This window comes from Cytobacillus mangrovibacter, from assembly GCF_042865275.1.
GTDB lineage: Bacteria > Bacillota > Bacilli > Bacillales > Cytobacillaceae > Cytobacillus > Cytobacillus mangrovibacter.
Genome location: NZ_JBIACJ010000001.1, coordinates 507,934 through 529,275, shown reverse-complemented (window position 1 = coordinate 529,275; position 21,342 = coordinate 507,934). Strand labels below are relative to the sequence as shown.

Annotated in this window: 20 protein-coding genes; 18 read left to right on the top strand and 2 right to left on the bottom strand. The window is 38.6% G+C overall.

The genetic code is table 11. The features are described from left to right. Window positions 1-131: 131 nt before the first annotated feature. Window positions 132-410: a hypothetical protein gene (locus ACFYKT_RS02600; RefSeq protein WP_389214982.1), complete on the top strand. Its 279-nt coding sequence runs from the start codon at window positions 132-134 to the stop codon at window positions 408-410. Window positions 411-578: 168 nt separating this feature from the next. Here ACFYKT_RS02600 and ACFYKT_RS02595 read toward each other — a convergent pair whose 3' ends face one another. Continuing rightward, on the bottom strand, window positions 579-2,291 hold the full coding sequence (locus tag ACFYKT_RS02595) for an Rqc2 family fibronectin-binding protein (RefSeq protein WP_389214979.1): 1,713 nt from the start codon (window positions 2,289-2,291) through the stop codon (window positions 579-581). A 122-nt stretch (window positions 2,292-2,413) separates the two neighbouring features. Here ACFYKT_RS02595 and ACFYKT_RS02590 point away from each other — a divergent pair, with 122 nt between their 5' ends. The 17 genes from ACFYKT_RS02590 (at window position 2,414) to spoVM (ending at window position 20,595) form a co-directional block, all read left to right on the top strand. Continuing rightward, window positions 2,414-5,092 (top strand): calcium-translocating P-type ATPase, SERCA-type, encoded by a 2,679-nt coding sequence (locus ACFYKT_RS02590; protein ID WP_389214976.1) that lies wholly within the window; start codon window positions 2,414-2,416, stop codon window positions 5,090-5,092. A 376-nt stretch (window positions 5,093-5,468) separates the two neighbouring features. Further along, entirely contained in the window at window positions 5,469-6,341 is an 873-nt protein-coding gene (locus tag ACFYKT_RS02585) for a YicC/YloC family endoribonuclease (protein WP_389214973.1), read from the top strand. A 60-nt stretch (window positions 6,342-6,401) separates the two neighbouring features. Then, the gene (remA, locus tag ACFYKT_RS02580; protein WP_389214970.1) at window positions 6,402-6,665 is read left to right on the top strand and encodes an extracellular matrix/biofilm regulator RemA; all 264 of its coding nucleotides are present in this window, start codon (window positions 6,402-6,404) and stop codon (window positions 6,663-6,665) included. Window positions 6,666-6,674: 9 nt separating this feature from the next. Then, entirely contained in the window at window positions 6,675-7,289 is a 615-nt protein-coding gene (gene gmk / locus ACFYKT_RS02575; RefSeq protein ID WP_389214967.1) for a guanylate kinase, read from the top strand. Window positions 7,290-7,292: 3 nt separating this feature from the next. Next, the gene (gene rpoZ / locus ACFYKT_RS02570; protein WP_389214964.1) at window positions 7,293-7,514 is read left to right on the top strand and encodes a DNA-directed RNA polymerase subunit omega; all 222 of its coding nucleotides are present in this window, start codon (window positions 7,293-7,295) and stop codon (window positions 7,512-7,514) included. Between the two features lie 128 nt (window positions 7,515-7,642). Then, on the top strand, window positions 7,643-8,851 hold the full coding sequence (gene coaBC / locus ACFYKT_RS02565) for a bifunctional phosphopantothenoylcysteine decarboxylase/phosphopantothenate--cysteine ligase CoaBC (RefSeq protein ID WP_389214961.1): 1,209 nt from the start codon (window positions 7,643-7,645) through the stop codon (window positions 8,849-8,851). Then, complete coding sequence (gene priA / locus ACFYKT_RS02560) at window positions 8,848-11,262, top strand: primosomal protein N' (RefSeq protein ID WP_389214959.1); 2,415 nt, start codon at window positions 8,848-8,850, stop codon at window positions 11,260-11,262. Before coaBC ends, priA begins: the two co-directional genes overlap by 4 nt. A 69-nt stretch (window positions 11,263-11,331) precedes the next feature. Next, the gene (def, locus tag ACFYKT_RS02555; protein ID WP_389214956.1) at window positions 11,332-11,817 is read left to right on the top strand and encodes a peptide deformylase; all 486 of its coding nucleotides are present in this window, start codon (window positions 11,332-11,334) and stop codon (window positions 11,815-11,817) included. After that, on the top strand, window positions 11,814-12,764 hold the full coding sequence (gene fmt, locus ACFYKT_RS02550; RefSeq protein ID WP_389214953.1) for a methionyl-tRNA formyltransferase: 951 nt from the start codon (window positions 11,814-11,816) through the stop codon (window positions 12,762-12,764). The genes def and fmt overlap by 4 nt, the downstream gene beginning before the upstream one ends. Continuing rightward, a complete protein-coding gene (gene rsmB / locus ACFYKT_RS02545) occupies window positions 12,761-14,104 on the top strand; it encodes a 16S rRNA (cytosine(967)-C(5))-methyltransferase RsmB (protein WP_389214950.1) in 1,344 nt (447 codons plus the stop codon). Before fmt ends, rsmB begins: the two co-directional genes overlap by 4 nt. 2 nt (window positions 14,105-14,106) lie before the next feature. Further along, complete coding sequence (gene rlmN / locus ACFYKT_RS02540; RefSeq protein WP_389214947.1) at window positions 14,107-15,192, top strand: 23S rRNA (adenine(2503)-C(2))-methyltransferase RlmN; 1,086 nt, start codon at window positions 14,107-14,109, stop codon at window positions 15,190-15,192. 4 nt (window positions 15,193-15,196) lie between these two features. Then, window positions 15,197-15,955 (top strand): Stp1/IreP family PP2C-type Ser/Thr phosphatase, encoded by a 759-nt coding sequence (locus ACFYKT_RS02535; RefSeq protein WP_389214944.1) that lies wholly within the window; start codon window positions 15,197-15,199, stop codon window positions 15,953-15,955. After that, complete coding sequence (gene pknB / locus ACFYKT_RS02530) at window positions 15,952-17,928, top strand: Stk1 family PASTA domain-containing Ser/Thr kinase (protein WP_389214941.1); 1,977 nt, start codon at window positions 15,952-15,954, stop codon at window positions 17,926-17,928. The genes ACFYKT_RS02535 and pknB overlap by 4 nt, the downstream gene beginning before the upstream one ends. 213 nt (window positions 17,929-18,141) lie before the next feature. After that, the gene (rsgA, locus tag ACFYKT_RS02525; RefSeq protein ID WP_389214938.1) at window positions 18,142-19,023 is read left to right on the top strand and encodes a ribosome small subunit-dependent GTPase A; all 882 of its coding nucleotides are present in this window, start codon (window positions 18,142-18,144) and stop codon (window positions 19,021-19,023) included. Window positions 19,024-19,025: 2 nt separating this feature from the next. Beyond that, window positions 19,026-19,685 carry a ribulose-phosphate 3-epimerase gene (rpe, locus tag ACFYKT_RS02520; protein WP_389214935.1) on the top strand — a complete coding sequence of 220 codons (660 nt, stop codon included), beginning with the start codon at window positions 19,026-19,028 and terminating at the stop codon, window positions 19,683-19,685. Window positions 19,686-19,767: 82 nt separating this feature from the next. Then, the gene (locus ACFYKT_RS02515; RefSeq protein ID WP_389214933.1) at window positions 19,768-20,415 is read left to right on the top strand and encodes a thiamine diphosphokinase; all 648 of its coding nucleotides are present in this window, start codon (window positions 19,768-19,770) and stop codon (window positions 20,413-20,415) included. Between the two features lie 99 nt (window positions 20,416-20,514). After that, the gene (spoVM, locus tag ACFYKT_RS02510) at window positions 20,515-20,595 is read left to right on the top strand and encodes a stage V sporulation protein SpoVM (RefSeq protein ID WP_389215408.1); all 81 of its coding nucleotides are present in this window, start codon (window positions 20,515-20,517) and stop codon (window positions 20,593-20,595) included. Window positions 20,596-20,830: 235 nt separating this feature from the next. On the opposite strand, the gene rpmB is transcribed toward spoVM, so the two are convergent. Then, on the bottom strand, window positions 20,831-21,019 hold the full coding sequence (gene rpmB / locus ACFYKT_RS02505; RefSeq protein WP_289340368.1) for a 50S ribosomal protein L28: 189 nt from the start codon (window positions 21,017-21,019) through the stop codon (window positions 20,831-20,833). Window positions 21,020-21,342 lie beyond the last annotated feature (323 nt).

The window sequence follows — 21,342 nt, the reverse complement described above, 5'->3', positions numbered from 1 at the left end:
AAGGGTTCTGCACCATTGTACCACGAACTTATACTTACTAGATTTTTACCAGCAGTATTGTTAAGAAAATAAAATGTCATTTAATAATAGTAGTGCTTAAGCTATAATTACTGAAAGGAGGTGAAAGATGAATGAACGATGAAAAAATAGAAAATATGCTTGCTCAATTAGTTAAAATGGTAGGAACGATTCAATCTGACCAACAAGAAATGAAACAAGACCAGCAAGGATTGAGACAAGAATTGAAAAATATGAATCATCGCTTGGATACAATAGAAACCAAGGATGACGAACGCCATCAAGAAATATTGAAGCGCTTTAAAGCACTCGAAAATGACCAAGATTTTATTTGGGAGAAAACGGCAAGAAATGAAAGAGAAATTGGTAATATAAAGAAACAATTAAGTTAAATAGCAATCCACCGGTAGTAGTACTCCAATGAAACTTCATTATTGCCTCAAATTTATTTCTCCTACTTCTTTTACAATGAACTTAATAAAGAGTTTCAAAAAAATCCCCCTTTTCATACCTTTGAAAAATTTGTAAGTTATGAAGAGGGAGATGATTTTCAATTGAAATTAACTCTGCCTAAGAGCAAGAACGGTCTCCTCATCAGGCGTCACGTACACTGTCTGCTGATTTTCATAAATGACAAAACCAGGCTTTGCACCGCTTGGTTTTTTTACGTGTCTCACAAGCGTGTAGTCAACGGGTACAGAGCTTGAGTTGCGTGCTTTACTGAAATAAGCCGCTAGATTTGCCGCTTCTAATACCGTTGCTTCTGCAGGTTCCTTGCTGCGAATTACAACGTGTGAGCCGGGAATATCCTTTGTATGAAGCCAGATCTCGTCTCTTGCAGCAAACTTATTTGTTAAGTAGTCATTTTGTTTATTGTTTTTTCCAACGTAGATTTCCGTTCCATCTGATGCAATGTAGCGGTCAAGCACAGGCTTTGTGTTTTGGGCCTTTTTGTTTTTTCTTTTTTGTCTGTCCCTTAAATAACTGCCCTCAATTAGCTCCTCGCGTATTTCTTCAATATCCTTTGGTGAAGCCGTTTCAACTTGCTGGTGCAAGGATTCGAAGTAAGCCAACTCAGCCTTCGCTAATTCGATTTGTTCTTTTACGATGTTGACCGCATTTTTTGCCTTTTGATATTTCGTAAAATATTTCTGAGCATTGTCAGATGGATTTTTCTGCGGATCTAACGGAATGGTAATAGTTGCACCATTTTCATCATAATAATTGATGACCTCAATGGTTTTCATCCCTCTGCTTATCGCATAGATATTGGCAGTAATAAGTTCGCCGAACAGCTGATGCTTGTCGGCTTTTTCAGCATCCAGCAATGTGGCATGCAGTTTATCTATTTTTTTCTCATTTTTTTCTTTTTCATTCATAATAAAACGTTCTAAATCATTCGAATGCTGCTTCACGCGATCTCGTTCAGCTTTGCCAAAATAATAGCGGTCAAGCATTTCACTTAGTGAATCGAATTTTCTGGACTCACCTTGCAAATGCTCCAACGCTATAAGATAAAAGCTTTCCTTTTGACCGCTATTTGTAATTGTAGGCTGTATTTGATGATCCTTTAATAACTGCATAAACTGTAAGAACGTTTTTGGAACGGTTGTCCGATTGGCCAAGCCGGAATGGAAAAGGATTTCTTTTGCGAATAACGGTGAAATTCCCGCAAATGCAGCAACAAGCTGTTTATCCAGCTTTCCGCTGTTAAAATCAATTTGCCTCAACACATCTTCTTCACTTGCTTCAAACGGATTCATTTTATCCTGTTGAGGAGGCAAAACATATTCCTGTCCAGGTAAAATTGCACGATGGCTATTGATAGCGAAGGAGACATGCTTAATACTATCCAAGATCATATTTCTTGTTTTATCGACTAATGTAATATTGCTGTGTCTGCCCATAATTTCGACAATCAGCTGCTTATACGAAGTATCGCCGATTTCGTTCCTGCCTTTAACCTCAAAAATAATGATTCGATCCAACCCAACTTGACGAATCTCTTCAAGAAAATATCCTTCAAGATGCTTTCTTAACAGCATACAAAACATTGGTGGCTCTACTGGGTTATCGTAGGCTTCATTTGTTAGCTGTACTCTTGAATAGCTTGGGTGTGCAGAAAGCAACAATTTATGATTCTTTCCATTCGCTCTCACAACAATTATCATTTCATTTTTATATGGCTGATGGATTTTATTAATTCTTCCCCCTTTTAACTGCTGGGTAAGCTCTTCCGTCATAGCCCTTGTAAATAAACCGTCAAATGACATATGGGAACATCCTTTTCTATATAAGCTTTTCTTTATCTATACATAATAGCATTTTTTTGGACAAGGCTGAATATGCTTTCTTTAGATGATAAGTATGGCTTGGAGGAGGAAGTGATGTCTGAATGAAGTTCCATGAAATGAATGAGACAGAAGTTGAGCAAGCACTTAATGTTGATGTGACGTCGGGCTTAACTGAAGATGATGTCAAAAAGCGTATAAACCAATATGGTAAGAATGAGTTGGAAGAAGGGGAAAAGCAATCAGCTTTACTCTTGTTTTTTAGTCAATTTAAAGATTTCATGGTTCTCGTTTTACTTGCAGCAACACTTATTTCTGGACTGCTTGGAGAATACATTGATGCGGTTGCGATTATTGCGATTGTCATTATTAATGGAGTACTTGGTTTCTTTCAAGAAAGAAAGGCTGAGAAATCTTTACAAGCTTTAAAAGAGCTTTCCGCACCGCAAGTGAGTGTTTTACGAAATGGGGAATGGATGAAAATCCCTTCTAAAGAAGTCGTAGTGGGTGACTTGCTTAAGTTCACAAGCGGTGACAGAGTTGGGGCAGACGTGCGGCTTATTGAGTCAAACAGCCTTGAAATTGAAGAATCAGCGTTAACAGGCGAATCTTTACCTGTTTCAAAAATAACTAGTGCCATTAAAAAGCAGAATATCGGTATTGGTGATATGGAAAATATGGCTTTTATGGGTACGTTAATTACTCGTGGAAGCGGAGTAGGCATCGTCGTTGGCACAGGTATGAAAACAGCGATGGGGCAAATTGCCGATTTATTGCAAAATGCGGAAACAATGACTACACCTCTACAGCGAAGACTGGAACAACTCGGGAAAATTCTTATCACTGTTGCATTAATTCTTACTGTGCTTGTTGTTGTCGCTGGTGTCATACAAGGTCATGATCTTTATACGATGTTCCTTGCAGGGGTCTCGTTAGCGGTAGCAGCTATTCCGGAAGGATTACCAGCGATCGTAACAGTCGCTTTGTCACTTGGTGTCCAAAGAATGATCAAGAAAAATGCGATCGTTCGTAAACTGCCTGCAGTAGAAACACTTGGCTGTGCCTCTGTCATTTGTTCAGATAAAACTGGAACGATGACGCAAAACAAGATGACGGTAACTCATCTATGGAGTGGTGGGAAACAGTGGCTTGTAGATGGTGTGGGCTATGAACCGCAAGGCTATTTTTACCGAAATGATACGCAGGTGGAACCGAAGGAAGATAAGGCTCTACAGCAGATGCTTATGTTCGGTATGCTTTGCAATCATGCAGAAATTAGGCAAAGGGATAATGAATTTGTTATTGATGGCGATCCAACAGAAGGGGCTTTGCTTGTTGCTGCAATGAAAGCAGGGTATAACCGTGATGCGTTATTAAGTCAATTTCAAATTGTAAAAGAGTTTCCATTCGATTCAGTGAGGAAAATGATGAGCATCGTTGTTAAGGACCAAAATGGCAGACAATTTATTGTGACTAAGGGAGCGCCAGATGTCTTAGCAGGTGTGTGTGAATCCATTTTGTGGGAGGGAAAACGTAAATTTTTAAATCGTGAAGCGGCAGGTCAGATTCAAAATGCGATTGAACATTTAGCTTCCCAAGCACTAAGAACGATTGCTATCGGGTTAAAAGAAATTTCACCAAATACAATTATTATAGATGAAAAAGAAGCCGAAAAGTCTCTTACCTTTATTGGTCTCCAAGGAATGATTGACCCACCGCGCTTAGAAGTGAAAGATGCGGTTAAAGAGTGTAAAGAAGCAGGAATAAAAACTGTGATGATTACTGGTGATCATGTCATAACTGCGAAAGCGATTGCGAAGCAGCTTGGCATCCTAACAAGTAAATCGAAAGTTCTGGATGGAAAAGCGCTATCAGAAATGGATGTTGATGAGCTTGAGGAAGTTGTTGATGATGTAGCCGTTTTTGCTCGTGTTTCCCCTGAACATAAATTGAAAATTGTCAAGGCATTTCAAAATAAAGGACATATCGTCGCAATGACAGGTGATGGAGTGAATGACGCTCCAGCTATTAAAGCGGCAGATATTGGAGTAGCCATGGGGATTACTGGTACAGATGTAGCAAAAGAAGCATCTGCACTCGTATTACTAGATGATAATTTCGCCACAATTAAAGCTGCTATTAAAGAAGGCCGAAATATTTATGAAAATATAAGGAAATTTATTCGATATTTATTAGCATCCAATGTTGGAGAGATTCTTGTCATGCTGTTTGCGATGATATTAGGTTTACCTCTCCCATTAGTCCCAATTCAAATTCTTTGGGTGAATCTTGTGACGGATGGTCTTCCTGCTATGGCATTAGGTCTTGATCAACCAGAAGGTGATGTCATGAAGAGGAAGCCAAGGAATCCAAGAGAAGGTGTTTTTGCAAGGGGACTTGGCTGGAAAGTTGTTTCAAGAGGCTTTTTAATCGGTTTGGCTACATTATTTGCCTTTATATTCGCATATAAAGCCCATCCAGATAACTTGGCCTATGCACAAACGATTGCTTTTGCAACATTAGTACTTGCTCAACTAATCCATGTGTTTGATTGCCGAAGCGAAAAATCCGTATTTGCAAGGAATCCTTTCGGTAATAAGTATTTAGTCTGGGCAGTTATCTCGTCCTTGCTATTGCTGTTCGTCGTCATTTATTATCCACCGCTGCAGCCTATCTTCCATACAGTGCCGATTGAAATGCATGATTGGTTTATGGTTTCAGGACTTGCTGCTGTCCCAACCTTTTTACTAGCAGGTTCATTTTTACTCACAAAAAGAAAATAATCTATGTTATACTCAATAAAGTAGTAGAGAGCTCCTCTACTACTTTTCGTTGTTACATAGGAAACCAATATAAACTACTGTTGTGGATAACATTGCGACAAACCTGTCTGCGTTCAGCTTCATTAGGAATGCATCGGCAGTATTTCCATCGTACAACTTTTAAGCGATCACCTATAAGGAGGAATGCCTCCCCAAGACATACAGGACGTCGCGTTTTTGTCGACCTTAAGTCACAAGCCAACCTTCTAAAAATCGGTAAAGAACATCTATTATTTGCATACAATTTCCTTCTTTTATGGTAGAATACCAACTAATTACTTGTAGTATTTACACGTTTATTTGTGTTGGGTATTCTTTTAGGCAGGATGTGTTATATATGGTTGTTAGTATGACTGGCTTTGGCAGAAGTCAAAAGAGTGCTAGTCAGTTTTCTGTTTCAATCGAATTGAAGGCAGTAAACCACCGTTTTTCAGAGTTTCAAATCAGAATGCCAAGGCAGCTTCTTCATTTGGAAGATAAATTGAAGAAGAAGATTGGTGAATATATTCATAGGGGCAGAATCGAAGGATATGTGACGATAGAGGGCGACGGGATGATCAGTCGCCATGTTCAAGTAGATTGGGCACTTTTAGACGAATATTATCAATACATAACAAAGATTAAAGATCGATATGCCATTGATTATGGTGTGACCGTTCAAGATTTACTAAGGGATGAGCTAATTGCCATTGAGGAAAAGGATGCCGGGAATGCAGAAATAGAAGAAATTATTCTATCTGCTATGGAAGAAGCGTGCATTCAATTATTGGAAATGCGAAAAATGGAAGGTGCAGAATTAGAAAAAGAGCTAATTCAGCATCTAGATGGTTTAGCAGTGCGTGTAAATGCAGTTAAAAAGGCTGCTCCGAAAGTTGTTCAGTATTATCAAGAGCGATTAACAAAACAGATGAGTTCTTTTTTAGAAGGGCAGCTTGATGAAGCAAGAATTTTATCAGAAGTAGCAGTATTTGCAGATAAAGCGGATATCAGTGAAGAGTTAACGAGGCTCTTTAGTCATATCAATCAATTTACGAGAGCTCTACAGGAAAAAGAGCGTATAGGTAGAAAATTAGATTTCATCATTCAAGAAATGAACAGAGAAGTAAACACGATTGGTTCTAAGGCAAATGACGCTTCTATCGCGTCTGAAGTGGTAGAAATGAAGAGTCTGCTTGAAAAAATGAAAGAACAAGTTCAAAACATTGAATAATCATTGTTTAGAAAAGGACTCACGGGGTCAAAATATATAACTGATGCTTGGAGGACGAAGATGTCGATAAAATTAATTAACATTGGCTTTGGCAATATAGTATCAGCCAACCGAATTATCTCAATAGTCAGCCCAGAATCAGCGCCAATCAAAAGAGTTATACAAGATGCCCGTGACCGTGGGTCGTTAATAGATGCAACATACGGCAGAAGAACAAGAGCGGTTATTGTGATGGACAGTGACCATGTCATCCTTTCTGCTGTTCAGCCTGAAACAGTTGCTCATCGTTTAAATGACCGTGATGAAATAATCGATGAAGGGTAGGATGAATGGATGCAAGAAAAAGGTTTATTAATTGTATTGTCCGGCCCTTCTGGCGTCGGAAAGGGTACTGTAAGGAAAGAGATATTTTCACAGCCTGATACATCTTTTGAATATTCTATCTCAATGACAACGAGATCTCCTAGAGAGGGAGAAGTAGATGGCGTGGATTATTTTTTCAAGACTCGTGAAGATTTTGAGGCTTTGATTGAACAAGATAAGCTGCTTGAATATGCTGAGTTCGTTGGGAACTACTATGGAACACCTGTTGACTATGTGAAAGAGACGTTGGATCAGGGAAAGGATGTCTTCCTTGAAATTGAAGTTCAGGGAGCACGTCAAGTTCGTGAGAAATTCCCAGACGGATTGTTTATTTTTCTAGTTCCCCCTAGTCTGTCAGAACTTAAAAACCGAATCGTCACACGTGGAACGGAAACGGAAGATGTAATTAACAACCGGATGACAGTAGCCAAAGAAGAAATTGAAATGATGAATTTATACGATTATGTTGTGGAAAATGACCAAATCGAGCGAGCATGTGATAGAATTAAGGCGATTGTTGTAGCCGAGCACTGCCGTAGAGAACGTGTTGAACCGCGATATATTAAAATGCTGGAGGTAGATTAATCAATGCTTTATCCTTCTATTGATTCTTTAATGACAAAAATTGACTCTAAATATTCACTTGTATCAGTAGCTGCCAAAAGGGCACGCAAGATGCAAGAAAATGCGAAACCACAGCTTGATAAATATGTTTCACACAAGAATGTTGGTAAGGCACTTGAGGAAATTAATGCAGACCAGCTTCATTACCGTCTTGCAGCAAAGCAAAAAGACGAGGCGTACGAATAAATGACTGAATAACAACCTCTTATCAGGGTTGTTATTTTTGTTTCACATGATTATTAAAAACGTGAAAAAAAACCAATCTTCTTGCATAATAAAAGAAAGAAATTGAGAAGTTGTTGGGGGTTATTCAAATGCTGAACGGAAAAAAAATTCTATTATGTGTTACAGGGGGCATAGCTGTATATAAAGCGGCAGCTCTAACAAGCAAGCTTACTCAAGCGGGAGCAAATGTGAAGGTAATCCTAAGCGATTCTGCTTGTAAATTTGTTACCCCGTTAACATTTCAAGCACTCTCGAGAAATGATGTGTACACCGATACATTTGATGAAAAAGATTCTAAAGTAATTGCCCATATCGATCTTGCAGATTGGGCGGATTTAATTTTGGTTGCACCAGCAACAGCAAATGTTATCGGGAAACTGGCAAATGGTTTAGCTGATAATATGATAACAACTACTATACTTGCAGCTACTTCACCTGTCTGGGTTGCACCAGCAATGAATGTTCATATGTATAGCCATCCAGCTGTTCAGAAAAATATCGACATATTGCATAGTTATGGATATCAATTCATCGAGCCGGGAGAAGGGTATCTTGCCTGCGGGTATGTAGGCAAAGGAAGGCTGGAAGAGCCAGAGAAAGTGGTAGAAAACATTATTCACTTTTTCCAAAAGGGCCGTCCTGATTTTTCCGGTAAAAAGATCGTCATTACAGCAGGTCCAACTAGGGAAAAAATAGACCCTGTAAGATATATTACAAATCACTCCACAGGAAAAATGGGATACGCAATCGCTGAAGAAGCTGTAAAAACTGGTGCAGATGTGATCCTGATCTCGGGACCTGTATCATTGAAGGCGCCTACTGGGGTAAAGCCTATTTACGTTGAGAGTGCAGAGGAAATGTATCAAGCTGTGTTAAGTGAATATGAAGAAGCTGACATTGTCATAAAAACAGCAGCTGTTGCTGACTACCGTCCAAAAGTAAGCTTTGATTATAAAGTGAAAAAACAGCCTGGCGAACAACAGATAGAGCTTGAACGAACAAAAGATATTCTGTTAGAGCTTGGCAGAATAAAGCAAAATCAAATCTTAATTGGCTTTGCTGCAGAAACAGATCATATAGCTGAGTACGCACAGAAAAAGCTGCTGAAAAAAAATGCAGACATGATTGTTGCTAATAATGTAAAAACAGAAGGTGCAGGATTTGGCACAGATACGAATATTGTTACCCTGTTTAAACGGGATGGCACATTCATCGAACTGCCGATTATGACTAAACATGCCGTTGCTGCGAAAATACTTGATGAAGCTTCGCTATTATTAAGGGATGAAACAAAATGACGATTGCAAGTGTAATTGTGGATGTACCAGCAAAACAAACGGACAGGCCTTTTGATTATCTAATTCCTAATCATTTAACTGGGATCATTACACCTGGTATACGAGTCGTTGTTCCTTTTGGGCCAAGAAAGGTGCAAGGTTTCGTTACAGCATTAAAGACTGAATCGGATTTTGAGAAATTAAAGGAATTAATCGAGCCGATGGATTTAACCCCGATCTTAAATCAAGAGCTTTTACAGCTTGGGGAATGGCTGACAAAAGAAACTCTATGCTACAAAATTTCTGCATACCAAGTGATGCTCCCTGCTGCTTTAAAGGCAAAATATGAAAAGAAGCTTAAACTGTCTGATGAAGTATCTGTAGAAAAATTATCAGATGAGATCCAAGCTGCTTTTGAAAATCGGCTTATCATTTCTTGGGAAGAGGCGGTAAAGCTCGGGTGTTTGTCTCTTTTGCAAAAGGAAGTAGTGAATGGGTCGATTGAAATTATTTATGAAGTGAAAGAACGTGTTAAAAAGAAAAAACTGAAACATGTCTTTTCCCCATTGACAAAAGACCAGTTAGCAATGGAAAAGGAACAGCTGCCAGTGCAGGCAGCAAAGCAAAAGGCAGTCATTGATTTCTTTCTTCAGGAAGAAGCTCCAATTGAACTTAGGAAACTGCTATCTGAAATGGGTGTTGCATCCTCTACTATTAAGGGATTAGTTCAGAAAGGAATTCTTAGTCAGAAGGAAATGGAGGTTTACCGTGATCCTTATGAAGAGAGAAGATTTACAAGTACTGAACCACTTCCTTTAACGGAGGATCAGCAAAAGGTAATTACCCCCATTCTGGCTTCAATAGAAGAAAAAAGAAATCGAAATTTTTTGTTATATGGAGTAACAGGAAGTGGAAAAACGGAAATTTACCTTCAATCCATTCAATTAGTTCTTCAAAAAGGGAAAGAAGCGATTGTTCTCGTGCCAGAGATTTCGTTGACACCTCAAATGGTTAAACGTTTCAAAGGAAGATTTGGTGATCAAGTAGCTGTTCTCCATAGTGGTCTATCTGCCGGTGAAAAATATGATGAATGGCGAAAGATTCAAAGAAAAGAAGTGAAGGTTGTTGTTGGTGCAAGATCCGCCATCTTTGCTCCTTTTGAAAACCTTGGCATTATAATTATCGATGAAGAACATGAGACAAGCTATAAACAGGAAGATTCCCCCCGTTATCATGCACGTGATGTTGCGATTGAAAGAGCATCTACTCATCATTGCCCCGTGGTGCTTGGAAGTGCTACCCCTTCTCTTGAGTCATTTGCTAGAGCGCAAAAGGGAGTGTATTCGCTATTATCCATGCCAAATAGGATGAATAATCAAGCACTCCCAGGAGTTGAAATTATAGACATGAGAGAAGAGCTGCGTGAAGGCAACCGTTCCATGTTTTCGCGTGTCCTTTTAGAAAAAATAGAAGATAGACTGAAGAAAAAGGAACAAATAGTCTTATTTCTGAATAAAAGGGGTCATTCCTCATTTGTCATGTGCAGAGACTGCGGATTTGTTGTAAACTGCCCCAATTGCGATATTTCGCTTACCTATCACCGGGCAAATCAACAGATGAAATGTCATTACTGCGGTCATGAAGCCCAAGTACCTAACAACTGTCCTGAATGTAATAGTGAGCATATTCGTTATTTTGGAACAGGGACACAAAAGGTGGAAGAGGAGTTAGCAAAAATCCTGCCTGAGGCAAAAGTGATCCGGATGGATGTGGATACAACGAGCCGAAAAGGCTCACATGAAAAGCTTCTTGATCAATTCCAAGAAGGTCATGCAGATATTCTGCTTGGAACACAGATGATTGCGAAAGGTCTTGATTTTCCTAATATAACATTAGTCGGAGTGCTATCGGCTGATACGATGCTCCATCTTCCTGACTTCCGCTCTTCGGAAAAAACGTTCCAGCTTCTAACACAAGTGAGTGGGCGGGCCGGCAGACATGAGAAAGAAGGCGAAGTTGTCATTCAAACATATACTCCCCAGCATTATAGTATTGAACTTGCTGGAGAGCAGGATTATGACAAGTTTTATGAAAGAGAAATGATGGTGCGGAAAATCCATAAATACCCACCTTTTTATTATATTTCTCTAATAACAGTAAGCCATGAAGAATTGTTGAAAACAGTATCAGTTACTGAGAAAATAACTGCCTATATTGGATCGAGACTTTCGAAAGAGGCGATTTGCTTAGGACCTGTTGCTTCCCCAATTCCTAGGATCAACAATAGATATCGATACCAATGTTTGATAAAATACAAGCGGGAACCTGATCTTGGACTCGCACTAAAGAAGATGCTCGATTATTATCAAAAGGAAACAGCATCAGGAGGATTGCAAATATCAGTCGATGTAAATCCTTATATTTTAATGTAGAAATAGGCAAAAATATACACAAGAAAACTATGGCTAATAGAAGTTAATGAGCTTATAGGAGGAAATAGATTGTCAGTCAGAAAAATTGTCATACACCCCGCAGAAATCTTAGAAGTTCAGTGCAAGCCTGTTACAAAATTTGATAAAAAATTAGCAAAGATCTTAAATGATATGTACGACACAATGATTGAATTTGATGGAGTGGGGCTTGCAGCACCGCAAATCGATCTTGATATCCAAGTAGCAATTGTCGACATTGATGATGAAAGTGGCACAATCGAAATGATTAATCCGGAAATACTTGAAACCAAAGGCGAGCAAGTAGGGCCAGAAGGATGCTTAAGTTTTCCTGATTTATTTGGGGAAGTGAACCGGCCGCAGTATGTCAAAATTAAAGCTCAAGATCGCAAAGGGAAATTTTATACGCTAGAAGCTGAAGATTTTCTTGCAAGAGCAATCTTGCACGAGATCGACCATCTGCATGGCGTTTTATTTACTTCAAAGGTATTAAGATATCTTGAAGAAGATGAGTTAGAAGGGTTGGAAGCAGAATGACAAAGATTGTATTTATGGGAACACCAGATTTCTCTGTTCCTGTCTTACAGCAAATCGTAAAGGACGGCTATGAGGTAATCGGTGTGGTAACACAGCCAGATCGTCCAGTCGGAAGAAAACGGGTGCTAACGCCGCCGCCTGTAAAAGTAGAAGCTGAAAAACAAGGGATTCCCGTCTATCAGCCAGAGAAAATTCGTCAACCTGAGGAGCTAAAGGAAATCCTAGCCTTAAATCCTGATTTAATTATTACAGCTGCTTTTGGACAAATTTTGCCGAAAGAGCTTCTTATAGCACCAAAATACGGCTGTATTAATGTACATGCTTCCCTTCTCCCAGAACTTCGAGGCGGTGCACCGATTCATTATTCGATTATTCAAGGGAAAGAAAAGACAGGAATCACCATTATGTATATGGTTGAGAAGCTTGATGCCGGGGATATTTTAACCCAAGTAGAGGTGCCGATTACCGAAACAGATACAGTTGGTACATTGCATGATAAGTTAAGTGCAGCGGGATCTCAGCTTTTGTCAGAAACCTTGCCCAAATTACTAGCTGGTGAATTAAAATCGATTCCACAAATGGATGAGCAAGCTACATTTGCTTCGAATATAAAAAGAGAACAAGAGAAAATAGATTGGACGAAGACAGGAGAAGAAATCTATAACCATATTCGTGGATTGAACCCTTGGCCTGTTGCCTACACAACCCTTGAAGGTGTAGCAGTTAAGGTTTGGTGGGCGGAGAAAATAAAGACACAGTCTACAGCAGAACCTGGTACGATCATTGGCTTGGACAATCATGAACTTGTGATATCAACCGGGAATGATACGGCAATTAAGGTGCTGGAGCTCCAGCCATCAGGTAAGAAAAAAATGGATTCTAAACAATTTCTAAGCGGGGCAGGTTCACATCTAGCAATTGGCGATCGATTGGGTGAAGAACGATGAAAAAGAAAAATGTTCGGGAGACAGCACTAGACTTACTAGAGTCTGTAGAGAAGAATCAATCATACAGCAACCTGCTTCTAAATAATGCAATCAAGAAGAATGAGATAAACCAGAAAGACATTGGGTTACTGACAGAATTAACGTATGGAACATTACAAAGAAAAATGAGCCTTGACTTCTTCTTACAGCCGTTTTTAAAAGGAAATAAAAAAATTGAAACATGGGTTAAGCAATTATTGCGACTCACTTTATATCAAATGGTCTATTTAGATAAAATTCCAGATCGTGCTGCAATATTTGAGGCTGTAGAGATTGCAAAAAAACGTGGTCACAAGGGAATATCAGGCATGGTGAATGGTGTCTTAAGAAACATTCAAAGGCAAGGCCTGCCATCATTAGATAGCCTTAATGACCCAAATGAAAGGCTAGCTATCGAAACAAGCCACCCATTATGGCTTGTGAAACGATGGGTGGACCAGCTAGGATTTGAACAAACGAAGCAAATGTGTGAATTGAATTTAACGGCTCCATTGCAGACGGCAAGGGTGAACCTTACAAAGACAACTATAGATGACTGCTTAGCTCAGCTTGCTGAAGAAGGCTTTGAGGTTGAAGGAAGCCCTGCTATTCCAGAAGCAATTAAGTGCTTGCGTGGGAATTTAGCAAATTCGAATGCTTTTAAAGAAGGCTTAATTACAATTCAAGATGAGAGCTCTATGCTAGCGGCCTATGCTTTAGGTGCTTCTGAGAATGAGAAGATTATGGATGCCTGTGCGGCACCAGGCGGTAAATCGACTCATATTGCTGAAAAACTGCAAAACACAGGACAAGTTGTTTCACTTGATCTTCACGAGCATAAAGTCAAACTAATCAATGATAATGCTAGAAGGCTTAACCTAACGAATATCGTGACAAGTACCCTTGATAGCAGGAAAGTACAGGAACATTTTGAGAAGGAATCAATTGACCGGATTTTACTTGATGCTCCATGTTCAGGTCTTGGTGTGATGAGACGAAAACCAGATATGAAATATACAAAAAAGGAAACAGACTTGCTTCAGCTGTCAACAATACAGATGAACTTATTAAATGCAGTTTCCCCTTTATTGAAAAAAGGTGGTATTCTAGTTTATAGTACTTGTACAGTTGATCGAGAAGAAAATCAGCATGTCGTGGCATCCTTTTTAAAGGAGCATACTGATTTTGAAGGAGACGTATCTGTAAAAGAGCGTATGCCTGAGGCGATTCAACCGCTAGTTAATGGGTATGAGCTTCAAATTTTGCCACAAGATATAGGTTCTGACGGCTTTTATATAGCCTGTCTAAGAAAGAAGGTGTAAGAATGGAACAAGCAACAACTGAGAAAACAACAACAGTAGAACAAAAATCATCCATTTATTCCTTACAGTTACACGAGGTTAAGGACTGGCTAAAAGAGAATAATGAAAAAGCATTTCGTGCTGAGCAGATTTTTGATTGGCTGTATACAAAAAGAGTGACTTCATTTGAGGATATGACGAATTTATCTAAACGATTAAGAGATATGCTAGCGTCATCCTTTACATTAACTACTTTGAAAACACTAATTCAGCAGCAATCAGCTGATGGTACGATTAAATTTCTATTTGAGCTTCATGATGGGTACTCCATTGAGACGGTATTGATGAGACATGATTATGGAAATTCTGTTTGTGTAACGACACAGGTTGGATGCAGGATTGGCTGTACGTTTTGTGCTTCCACTCTAGGTGGATTAAAACGTAATTTAGAAGCAGGAGAAATTGTTGCCCAGGTCGTAAAAGTACAACAGGCCCTTGATGAAACTGATGAGCGTGTAAGCTCAGTTGTTATCATGGGGATAGGCGAACCATTTGACAATTTTGATCATATGCTTTCTTTCTTGAAAATCATTAATCATGATCAAGGATTAAATATTGGTGCACGACATATTACTGTTTCTACGAGCGGGATTATCCCGAAAATTTATAAGTTTGCTGATGAGAATATGCAAATTAACTTTGCGTTATCCTTACATGCACCAAATACGGAGCTTCGCAGCCGACTAATGCCGATCAACCGCGCATATAAATTGCCTGATTTAATGGATGCAATCCGTTATTATATTAATAAGACCGGCAGACGTGTCAGCTTTGAATATGGTTTATTTGGCGGTGTAAATGATCAGGTTGAACATGCGGAAGAATTGGCAAGACTGATAAAAGGGATAAAGTGTCATGTGAATTTAATTCCAGTTAATTATGTTCCAGAAAGAGATTATGTAAGAACACCAAAGGAGCAAATTTTTACATTTGAAAAAACATTAAAAAATCACGGTATTAATGTAACCATTCGCAGAGAGCACGGTCATGATATAGATGCAGCATGTGGACAACTTCGTGCAAAGGAGCGAAAAGAGGAGACGAGGTGACAAGATGAAAGCTGTTTTTATGACAGACCGAGGCAGAATTCGTCAGCATAATGAAGATAATGGTGGTGTCTTTACGAACAATAGCGGCCAGCGCCTTGCGGTTGTAGCAGATGGCATGGGCGGGCACCGTGCTGGCGATGTGGCAAGTGAAATGGCTTTAGCCAATTTACAGAAGTTGTGGGAAGAAACAGATGAGATTCAAACAGCTGATGAAGCCGAAGAATGGTTGAAGGTAAATATTAAAAAGGGTAATACTCTATTGTATGAGCATTCGAAAAAAGTATCTGAATGTGAAGGAATGGGTACTACTGTAGTAGCTGCTATCTGTACCGATCGATTTGCTAGCATAGCAAATATCGGTGATAGCCGCTGCTATATCTTAAATGAGAATGGTTTTCAGCAATTGACAGATGATCATTCACTTGTTAGTGAATTAGTCCGGACTGGACAAATTTCAAAAGAAGATGCAGAGCATCATCCAATGAAAAATGTAGTTCTAAGGGCCTTAGGGACTGAAGAGACAGTTAATATTGATATTAAAACGATCATATTTGAGGATGAAGATGTATTATTATTATGCTCTGATGGTTTATCAAATAAAGTGACTGAAGCTGAAATGATTGACATTCTCCAAGGTGAAATGAGCATGAATGAAAAGGCTGCTACCCTCATTGAATTGGCCAATAAACATGGCGGTGAAGATAATATCACCATAATAATTATTGAGTTCTTAGAGAGCAGTGAATCTGGTGATGGCTTATGATGATAGGAAAAAGAATTAGTGGGAGATATAAAATTCTAGAAATCATTGGCGGAGGTGGGATGGCCAATGTATATTTAGCCCATGACATGATTCTAGATCGTGATGTAGCAGTAAAGATGCTCCGCCTTGATTTTGCTAATGATGATGAATTTATTCGGCGATTTCATCGTGAGGCACAGTCAGCCACTAGTCTTGCACATCCGAATATTGTTAGTATTTATGATGTAGGTGAAGAGGATTCGATTTATTACATCGTAATGGAATATGTGGAGGGCCAAACTTTAAAACAATACATACAGCAAAACAGCCCGATTCGGATTGAAGAAGTTCTTGAAATTATGAAGCAGCTCACATCGGCCATTTCTCATGCTCATCAAAATCAGATTATACATCGGGATATTAAGCCCCATAATATATTAATTGATCGTCTTGGTAATGTGAAAATTACTGATTTTGGAATTGCGATGGCATTAAGTGCTACAAGTATTACGCAAACCAATTCAGTGTTGGGTTCTGTACATTATTTGTCTCCTGAACAAGCGAGAGGCGGAATGGCTAATCGCAAGTCAGATATTTATTCCTTGGGGATTGTGATGTTTGAGTTACTAACTGGGCGCTTGCCTTTCTCTGGTGAATCAGCTGTTTCAATAGCACTCAAGCATTTACAATCTGAAACTCCATCTTTAAGAAGATGGAATCCATCTATCCCACAAAGTGTGGAGAATATTGTTTTTAAAGCGACAGCGAAAGATCCGTTCCATCGCTATGAAAATGTCGAAGAAATGGAAGATGATATTAGAACAGCACTTGCGCCTGAACGTATTCATGAGGAAAAATTTATTATTCCAATTGATAATGATGCAACAAAGGCTATTCCGATTATTACGGATGAGCATTCTTATTCAAATATGGAAGAAACCGTTGTGCATGACAAAGACGTAAAAATGGCGCAGACCAAGAAAGAACCAAAACCAAAGAAAGAAAAGAAAAAGAAAAAGCGTAAGAAACTGCCAATCATTTTAGTTTCTATCTTTTTTGGCTTAATCATACTTGGTTTATTTGTTGTTTTCATTTTGCCTGATTTAATTGCACCTAAAGAGATTACTGTTCCGGAATTAGCTGGGGATACGATCGAGGAAGCCATTAAAGAGCTTGAGGCTGCTGGTTTTATTATCGATGAGACGATTCAAATCGTTGATGAAGAGGTAGAAGCAGGACTTGTTGTGAGAACTGAACCAAAGGCAGGAAAAGTTGTAAAAGAAGGAACGGAAATTGATATTTACGAAAGCTTAGGTAAGGAAAAATTTGAGCTTGATGATTATAAAGGCCAATTATATGACGATGTGGTCAGAACATTAGAAAAGAGTAATTTTAAAAGTAATAACATAGAGAAAATAGAAGTAAATGATGAGAGTCAGCCAGCGGGAACTATTATTGAGCAAAATTTTTCTGAAGGGGATCTTGTGGTACCTGAGGAAGCGGAATTAGAATTTACCGTAAGTATTGGCCCGAAACCGATAACTTTAAAGGATTTAAGAGGGTATAATACAAAAGGACTGCAGGAGTATGAAGAATCCGCAGGAATAGTCATTGAAATTTCTAAGGAAGACTACTCTGAAACAATTGCAAAAGATCATGTCATTTCTCAAGAACCGAATGCAGGTTCGAAGCTTTCAAAAGGAAGTAAAGTAAAAGTGGTTATTTCCAAAGGGAAAGAGGAAATTCCGCCAAAAACAGTATTTGTAGAAATTTCTGTTCCGTATGAACCTGAAATAGAAGGACAGCCACAGGAAGTACAAATTTATATCAATGATATGAATAGAAGTATTACAGACCCTTTTATAACAGAATATATTACTGAAAGCAGGAAATTTAGGATCGAGCTTGAGATTCTGCCTGGACAGAAGGCTGTTTATCAAGTGAGAAGAGATAACACTGTGATCGATGAAAAAGAAGTGCCATTTCCGCAATAAATAAAAAATGTCTAGCTTTAGCACCTACCCCAACGTACAGGACGTCGCGTTTTTGTCGACCTCGAGGTCAAAAGCTTGTCTAGTTACGGCTCCTAAGGGCTCGCGTCAGAAGCCAATCCGTCCAGAAGGTTAACGAACAACCTTCTAGCTGCCTCGTCTTCTGCTGTCGGGGATGGGCAAGGTGCTTTCGCTTTTCTGTTAAGGAGTGCTGCTATGCCTGAAGGCAAAATAATAAAGGCGCTAAGCGGTTTTTACTATGTATTCAGTGGGAACGAAACCGTTCAATGCCGTGGTAGAGGGGTATTTAGGAAAAATAAAATAACCCCGCTTGTCGGTGATGAGGTCGTTTATCAAGCTGAAAATGATAAAGAAGGATATATTCTAGAAGTGAAAGACCGCAAAAATGAACTTGTGAGGCCCCCGATTGCCAATGTAGACCAAGCCATTCTTGTCTTTTCTGCGGTTGAACCTGATTTCAGTACAATGCTTCTTGATCGTTTTCTAGTATTAGTTGAATTTAACCATATAAAGCCAATTATATGTATTACGAAGATGGATTTAACAAACGAAGAGCAAAACAAGCAAATTCAATTCTTTGCAGATAATTATCGTAAAGCAGGATATGATGTCCTATTGACTTCTTCTGAGACGGAAATAGGAATAAAGGAATTATATCCATACTTGGAAGGCGAAATTTCTGTTTTTGCCGGTCAGTCTGGTGTGGGGAAATCTTCTCTTCTTAATGCGCTTAATCCTGATTTAGATATTAAAACCGATGACATATCGTCCCATTTAGGAAGAGGGAAGCATACAACAAGGCATGTGGAACTAATTAAAGTAGGTAATGGCCTTGTAGCAGATACACCTGGATTTAGCTCACTTGAATTTATGGAAATTGACGCTCCTGATCTTAATTATTGCTTTCCTGATATCGAAAGAAAAAGTGAGGAATGTAAATTCAGAGGGTGTCTGCACATTGCTGAACCGAAATGTGCTGTAAAGGCTGCAGTTGAGAATGATGAGATCCCATCTTACAGGTATGAGCATTATAAAACATTTTTACAGGAAATCAAAGACAGAAAGCCGAGGTATTAACTATGGTTAAGATTGCCCCTTCGATATTATCTGCCGACTTTTCTAAGCTGGGGGAAGAAATAAAAGATGTTGAAAGAGGAGGAGCAGATTATATCCATGTTGATGTCATGGATGGGCATTTTGTTCCGAATATTACAATTGGACCGTTAATTGTTGAAGCGATCCGTCCAGTAACAAAGCTACCTTTAGATGTTCATTTGATGATCGAAAATCCAGATCAATACATTGAAGCCTTCGCAAAAGCAGGGGCAGATTATATTACCGTTCATGTTGAGGCTTGCCGTCATCTTCACAGAACGATCCATTACATTAAATCATTTGGAGTAAAAGCAGGTGTTGTGCTGAATCCAGCAACTTCTGTGCACACAATTGAGGATATCATTAATGACTTGGATATGGTCTTACTCATGACTGTAAATCCTGGCTTTGGCGGACAAAAATTTATTTCTTCCGTGCTGCCGAAAATTGCTGCTGTTAAGAAAATGGCAGATTCAAAGGGTTTAAATATTGAGATTGAAGTGGACGGCGGTGTGAATGAAGAGACTGCAAAGCTTTGTATCGAGGCTGGTGCAAACGTATTAGTAGCCGGGTCAGCTGTTTATAATCAAAAAGATCGTGCTCAAGCGATTGCAGCAATTAAAGGCAGTACAATACACAATTAGAAAAAGAAGTCAGCTACCCTTGAGCTGACTTCTTTTTCTAATCGTTGTTTCAGTCCATTATATTTTTAGTAAGGTGGTTATTATGAATATTAATATTTTAGCTGGCGGTCCAAGTGAACTGCTGCCAAGCTTAGAGAGTTATCAGACAGATACTGATATTTGGGTTGGAGTGGATAAAGGGGTTTTCACTCTGCTTACTAAAGGTATAAATCCAGCTATTGCTTTTGGTGATTTTGACTCTGTTACGAGAGAGGAAATGACTATAATCGAAGAAAAGGTTGATGCATTAAACCAGTTTAAGCCTGAAAAAGATGAAACAGATATGGAGCTTGCAATGGACTGGGCAATAGAGCAAAACCCTGCTTTGATTCGGATTTTTGGCGCAACTGGGGGAAGAATTGATCATTTTATCGCTAATATCCAGCTGCTTTCTAAACCATTGGTAAGTAAGAATTTTGAGCAGGTAGAAATCATTGATCAAAAAAATATTGTCTATCTCAGGATGCCGGGGAAGTATTTAATAAATAAAAATTCACATTTTAAATATATTTCTTTTTTGCCAATTACAATGGAAGTAAGCGGTATTACGCTTGAAGGATTTAAATATCCATTGAAAAATCAGTTTCTTCCATTAGGATCGACCTTATGTATTAGCAATGAACTTATTAATGATTATGGTCATTTTTCGTTTTCAAAAGGCATATTAATGGTTGTAAGAAGTAATGATTAGACTTGCAAATTGATTAGTACTTATCTATTTTATTTGAATATGATGATAATGCAAAATGGAGAAGATGGATGTGTGAGATCGTAAGGAGGGACACGAGTAATGAGATTTTATACTATTAAATTGCCAAAGTTTTTAGGCGGCATTGTCCGTGCGATGCTTGGAAACTTCAAAAAAAACTAAAACAATACAGCAAGGAAGGAGCACCTGTTAAGGGTGCTTTATTTTTTTGAAGGATTCTTTCGAAAATAGGTGATGAAGGAAGTTATATTGGGTGAAAGTTGATTTCCGCTCCAATCAACTAACTTTATTGTAAACACAATATATATTTAAAAGCTTTTTCGAAAAGGAATTTTCAAATGATCATCATGTACTAAAAAATGAAAAGGACATCCAAAGAGGATATCCTAATACAACATTACACGCGTTCTACTTTACCAGATCTAAGCGCTCTTGTAGAAACCCAAACACGTTTCGGTTTACCATCTACAAGGATACGTACTTTTTGAAGGTTAGCACCCCATGTACGCTTGTTAGCGTTCATTGCATGAGAACGTGCATTACCTGTAGTTGTTTTTTTACCAGTCACAACACATTTACGTGGCATATTCATTTCCCTCCTTAAAAAACATAAGCAGAAAGCTTTTTCAAGATTCATTTGCTTTTGTTAGATAACCATTTTGATTTAATGTGAAAAACAGTTGAACTGCTTCAGACATTAAAAGATACTTTAATAATTTATCATACTAACCCTTATATTGCAATAGTTGACTTTCAAGAAAAATCCCTTGACATACACTATAGTTGGATAAGCTATAATAAAGATAGAGACTGCTGCTTTCAAAATAAATGTACTTATAGTAAAATGTCTTAAGGTATGTAGAAAAGCTGTCTTTAAAGTTTAACTAAAGAGCAGAAATATGGGTGCTA

What these genes read in the sequence shown, in the direction of transcription:
- ACFYKT_RS02600 (WP_389214982.1), top strand. Translation starts at nt 132, where the DNA reads ATGAACGATGAAAAAATAGAAAATATGCTTGCTCAATTAGTTAAAATG.
- ACFYKT_RS02595 (WP_389214979.1), bottom strand. Translation starts at nt 2,291, where the DNA reads ATGTCATTTGACGGTTTATTTACAAGGGCTATGACGGAAGAGCTTACC.
- ACFYKT_RS02590 (WP_389214976.1), top strand. Translation starts at nt 2,414, where the DNA reads ATGAAGTTCCATGAAATGAATGAGACAGAAGTTGAGCAAGCACTTAAT.
- ACFYKT_RS02585 (WP_389214973.1), top strand. Translation starts at nt 5,469, where the DNA reads ATGGTTGTTAGTATGACTGGCTTTGGCAGAAGTCAAAAGAGTGCTAGT.
- remA (WP_389214970.1), top strand. Translation starts at nt 6,402, where the DNA reads ATGTCGATAAAATTAATTAACATTGGCTTTGGCAATATAGTATCAGCC.
- gmk (WP_389214967.1), top strand. Translation starts at nt 6,675, where the DNA reads ATGCAAGAAAAAGGTTTATTAATTGTATTGTCCGGCCCTTCTGGCGTC.
- rpoZ (WP_389214964.1), top strand. Translation starts at nt 7,293, where the DNA reads ATGCTTTATCCTTCTATTGATTCTTTAATGACAAAAATTGACTCTAAA.
- coaBC (WP_389214961.1), top strand. Translation starts at nt 7,643, where the DNA reads ATGCTGAACGGAAAAAAAATTCTATTATGTGTTACAGGGGGCATAGCT.
- priA (WP_389214959.1), top strand. Translation starts at nt 8,848, where the DNA reads ATGACGATTGCAAGTGTAATTGTGGATGTACCAGCAAAACAAACGGAC.
- fmt (WP_389214953.1), top strand. Translation starts at nt 11,814, where the DNA reads ATGACAAAGATTGTATTTATGGGAACACCAGATTTCTCTGTTCCTGTC.
- rsmB (WP_389214950.1), top strand. Translation starts at nt 12,761, where the DNA reads ATGAAAAAGAAAAATGTTCGGGAGACAGCACTAGACTTACTAGAGTCT.
- rlmN (WP_389214947.1), top strand. Translation starts at nt 14,107, where the DNA reads ATGGAACAAGCAACAACTGAGAAAACAACAACAGTAGAACAAAAATCA.
- ACFYKT_RS02535 (WP_389214944.1), top strand. Translation starts at nt 15,197, where the DNA reads ATGAAAGCTGTTTTTATGACAGACCGAGGCAGAATTCGTCAGCATAAT.
- pknB (WP_389214941.1), top strand. Translation starts at nt 15,952, where the DNA reads ATGATGATAGGAAAAAGAATTAGTGGGAGATATAAAATTCTAGAAATC.
- rsgA (WP_389214938.1), top strand. Translation starts at nt 18,142, where the DNA reads ATGCCTGAAGGCAAAATAATAAAGGCGCTAAGCGGTTTTTACTATGTA.
- rpe (WP_389214935.1), top strand. Translation starts at nt 19,026, where the DNA reads ATGGTTAAGATTGCCCCTTCGATATTATCTGCCGACTTTTCTAAGCTG.
- ACFYKT_RS02515 (WP_389214933.1), top strand. Translation starts at nt 19,768, where the DNA reads ATGAATATTAATATTTTAGCTGGCGGTCCAAGTGAACTGCTGCCAAGC.
- spoVM (WP_389215408.1), top strand. Translation starts at nt 20,515, where the DNA reads ATGAGATTTTATACTATTAAATTGCCAAAGTTTTTAGGCGGCATTGTC.
- rpmB (WP_289340368.1), bottom strand. Translation starts at nt 21,019, where the DNA reads ATGCCACGTAAATGTGTTGTGACTGGTAAAAAAACAACTACAGGTAAT.